Below are 4,129 nucleotides of genomic sequence, written 5' to 3'. Positions count from 1 at the left end.
CTTCAAGGGAAGGGTCTCAGCAAGCAAAAGATATAATTTATTTTGTAATAAGGAACCATTTGGTGCAAACTACGGTCTTATTTATTGGGGTGAAGGCATTGACAGACCAGTGGGATTACTTAAAGCATCTGGCAAAKGGTTATGATCGGAGTATCGTGCTTCGTGATTTGATGGATTCGTTCGGAAGTGATGTGTGGAATTTCGCTTACTTTTTGACAAATCGTTCCGATGTCGCCGACGATATCTCACAAGAGGTTTTCCTAGCAGCATATAACAGCTTGTACGCATTTCGAGGAGACTGTTCGATTAAAAGCTGGTTACTAACGATAACGAGGAATAAAGCACTGCATTATTTGCAAAGCGCCTTCGTCCGTAAAGTGACCCTGACCGATAAATTTATGAAACGTGGGACCTCTCCAGCTGCGGAACAGGTGGTATTCGATCGTCTAGATAACCGCAAGGTTTGGGGTGCAGTCATGCAGCTGCCTCGCAAATACAGAGAGGTATTGGTTCTGGATTTTCATTACGGACTGAAGCAAAAAGAAATCGCCAATTTGTTGAAAGTATCAGAAGGTACCGTTAAATCTAGATCGCATCGAGCCAAGAAACGGATGAGTGAACTACTAACCCGTGAGGAGGTATAAAACATGAGCGAGGAAAAACCGGCTTGGGTCAAAAGTATGGCGGAACCACCTTTTGCTAGTCGTCAATTTACAGCAGATTTGAAGAATAAGGTGCTTCAGCGGGCGGGTGAATCGCAGAGAAACCATTTTTCTATAATATCGGCTGTATGTGTACCTCTGGTGATAGCATCACTTGTTATCGGCTGGTCTCAATTCAAAGACGAGGTGTTACCTTCCAGAATCAAACCGCACGTCGAAATATCCGGTAATCCTACAGCACGGACTGCCTATTACGATCAGGGACGTCGGCTATTCACAGTTAATCCCGAACCGTATGCGAAGGCGGGTACAACCGCGGGATATATCTTTCATTTTGATGAGCCCTTAGAAACCTATTTGGAAAAAACGCTGACGCTTCAAGCTGTCCATCTCCAATCAGGCGCAAAGGAGACGTTATCTTCCGAAGTTATTGCGAAGCCAAGTCCCGGTTTTTCGGGATTGGAAAGATACACGGCCCGTTTCGTWTTGCCGTTGGAGGGGATGTGGGAATTGAATGTCCTGTTGGACGATAAGCCTTACGGAAATGTAGAGCTGTTTATGCTTAAACCTGCTTGGGACATTACGCCTAAGTTTCAATCCGGTGCTTACATGATACGCGGGGCCGAGAAAAAGGTGGGTTTTATCGATGCTGGCTTCATTGCCGGGAAAACCCAAAAATACATGTGGCATTTCTGGGGAAAAGATGATCTTCTTAACGGGCCCTTTGAGGTGAAAGCGGTGAAACAAGGTACAGACAAGATGATCGTTGTTTACTCCTCAAACAAGTTAAGCTCCGCGAATGCCTTGGCCGGTGAGTTGAACGGAGCTGACCGTCACGTCGTCACCTCGATGGAGTTGCCTGAAACAGGGCGTTGGCGGCTACTTCCTTACGTAAAGGGACAACTGCTTGATACGATTGTCGTAGAGGTATCGACATAAAATAACTTTCATAAGAAAAGGACCCTTTAGGCCTTTTTATGCAATATCCGAGCCATTACGCTAACTGGGAACTTTAGTTGAATACAACATGGAGCAGATTGAGATCAGGCAGTTGCTCCATTTTCATTAAGCTAAAGGGCAGTATAACGCAACTTCCACGCCATTATAAACGTTTTACAAATAACTTGATTATTTAATGAGAGACCCTTATTCAAACAATCAACTCTAGATGCTAAAAGGGGATGAAGTTTGTTGAAGAAGAAGGTTGTTTGGCTTCTCGGACTAGGATTCTTTCTAACTGCTTTAACTGCTGGTATTTGGGTGTACTTACCGCGTGAAGTGGATATAAGGCTAGAAGGGGTAAAATACCGTTTAGGCACAGAGAATGCCTTAGAGGCCGAATCTGCCACCGTACAAATCGAAGGAACCTTTCGTCGAGCGCTGAACGGACAGCGACTGTWTAGAGGAACGGTAGAACTYGAAGGCGAACCGTTGCCWGTACCGAAGGAACAACTGTCGAATCGCACGTTCATCGCTCGAAAGGGAGAAGGTTTTCTGMTAATGTACCATTGGTATGAAGACGRGACCATAGGAAAGAGTTTTTCGTTGGGAACGTTATATGCCGATGATGRTTTTCGTCAAATTACTCTTACACTTTTTGAACAACAACAAGATGGTAAGTCTAGTTATTGGAGTGGTAARGACGGTCTGATGCTTACAGCCCCAGCGAAGGACCGAACGGAGGCGTTACGTTTAGCTAACAAATTAATGGCGAATWTATTAAAAGGACTTCAACCATTGAACTAAACGGAAAATACGCCCAAGTTGCAACTGCAACTTGGGAGAAAAAAACTGACCCAGAACAGAGGCGCGGCAATTGTCGGAAGACAAGAACATCTGTACAACGGAGGTCGCATAAACTGCGGCTTTTTTGTTGTTTGTATTGAAGTTCTTGTCGCCAACACAAGACAAGAACTTCTATACAAAACCGTATTAGGACAATAACTTCTTTACAGTCCCGTGATCCCCGAAATATGCACGATTTCTTAAGCTAAAGGGCAGGTTAGTTGCAATATGTGGTAATATAAGTAATCCTCTTGGGGCTAGGAAGTGGTGTAACTGTCTACGAATAAGCTCATTGATTGGTTAAACCGAAAACGGATATTCCGTTGTGAAGAGTGTAATACTGAGCTTCATGTTTACGCGTATTACTCAAAGATATCGGTGATATTATTCTGTATTGAATGTAAACAGTATTACTATAGGCGGGACCTAAGTTCACCCATTATCAAATATGAAGTTCCTGAGGGGCTTATGAAGTTATGGGAGATGGACCCTTATCATAAAACTTATACAGGGTTTCCAATAAGTGAGGCATATGAACCTAGGTGGATTAAACATCTTCGCAGACTGTTATGTTAACGGGGAACTATTGCTTAATGAAAACGTCAGACGGACGGCTGCCGTTTTCCGTTCCATTGAGGAACGGGGGAGTTGACACATGGACAAGGAGAAACAGGATCCAGAGAAAACGGTGTATCAAACAAGTGAGATCATAACGACGAAAGTATACAAGGTCAGCTCGGAGCAGAAAGAGGAACTCGATCGTCTGTCAACCGAAAAGCTCGAAAAGTTGCGCGAGGGGGCAATACCAAAGATCCGTGAACGGTACGAGCAGCTGGTCAAGCTCCAGCAACAGCCGAAGGTCGACGACGGAGGCAAGCCGCCTGGGGATTCCGCTAACGAAGGACGATAGTTGAATTTTCAGTACTTCCGTGACATTGCTGTCGCTAACATTATACAAAGCAAAGGAGGGAGTTATGGCAACAAGGATTCACCTATTTTTGAAAGAAAAGGGATATAAATTGGAGGCTTGGGAGGATGCAGGTACGGAATTCAAGCGTTGTGTTGACAACTATCGAATTTCCGTCAGTCCAGGTCACAATTTGAACCACGCCAATATCGAAATTCAGTGCGACGGTATGGGATTAACTTTAAAGTTTACCCTATGTGATTTGTGACAGGAAAAATCGTAGATGCTTGCTTCCATGGAGCAAAGCGTCATTAAGGATATAGAAGATAATGATTTTGACTATTGGGATCAGATACCACCTTTCGGGGTTGTTGAGCTATACGGGATTGGGTTAGAGGCTGGAAAAGGAGCGACCGAAGCCGAAATTAGGGCTTTTTTTACTTTGATATATAATTTCCTGCTTGAGCATTTTATGATGTTCGCCTTCCGTGAAAGCGAGATTCAGTCAGTATGTTCATATGTTATCGATTGGAGTAATTATATAAAGACGTTTTTTGAGCTAACTGGCAGACACCGGAGTCGCTCGTTTTTATGCAAAGCGCAAAAATTAACGCTCTACAGGAATCCTCCCTCGAAATGATTCAGTTTCCTCACTCAGGCTCATGAATTCGCAGGATTTCATCCTGTAGTTACAACGAAGAGGAGGGTGTGGGAGTAGTCGGTGGCGAACAGACGTAAAAATGGGCATGCGGGAATAAAGGTGAATGCTGCATCA

At 44.1% G+C, this 4,129-nt stretch carries 5 protein-coding genes; all 5 read left to right on the top strand.

Going from position 1 to position 4,129, the window contains the following annotated elements:
• On the top strand, positions 1-644 hold a 644-nt coding region (locus tag AB4Z33_RS30355), incomplete at its 5' end, for an RNA polymerase sigma factor (protein ID WP_442053472.1).
• 3 nt (positions 645-647) lie between these two features.
• Complete coding sequence (locus tag AB4Z33_RS30350; protein WP_442053471.1) at positions 648-1,601, top strand: DUF4871 domain-containing protein; 954 nt, start codon at positions 648-650, stop codon at positions 1,599-1,601.
• 1,501 nt (positions 1,602-3,102) lie between these two features.
• Positions 3,103-3,357 (top strand): hypothetical protein, encoded by a 255-nt coding sequence (locus tag AB4Z33_RS30345; RefSeq protein ID WP_442053470.1) that lies wholly within the window; start codon positions 3,103-3,105, stop codon positions 3,355-3,357.
• A 64-nt stretch (positions 3,358-3,421) separates the two neighbouring features.
• Complete coding sequence (locus AB4Z33_RS30340) at positions 3,422-3,622, top strand: hypothetical protein (RefSeq protein WP_442053469.1); 201 nt, start codon at positions 3,422-3,424, stop codon at positions 3,620-3,622.
• Positions 3,623-3,637: 15 nt separating this feature from the next.
• On the top strand, positions 3,638-3,994 hold the full coding sequence (locus AB4Z33_RS30335; protein ID WP_442053468.1) for a hypothetical protein: 357 nt from the start codon (positions 3,638-3,640) through the stop codon (positions 3,992-3,994).
• Positions 3,995-4,129: the final 135 nt, after the last annotated feature.

Source organism: Paenibacillus sp. 2TAB19 (assembly GCF_052115185.1).
Taxonomy (GTDB): domain Bacteria; phylum Bacillota; class Bacilli; order Paenibacillales; family Paenibacillaceae; genus Pristimantibacillus.
Note: the sequence above shows the minus strand (reverse complement) of the source record. Positions and strands in the feature narration are given on the sequence as shown.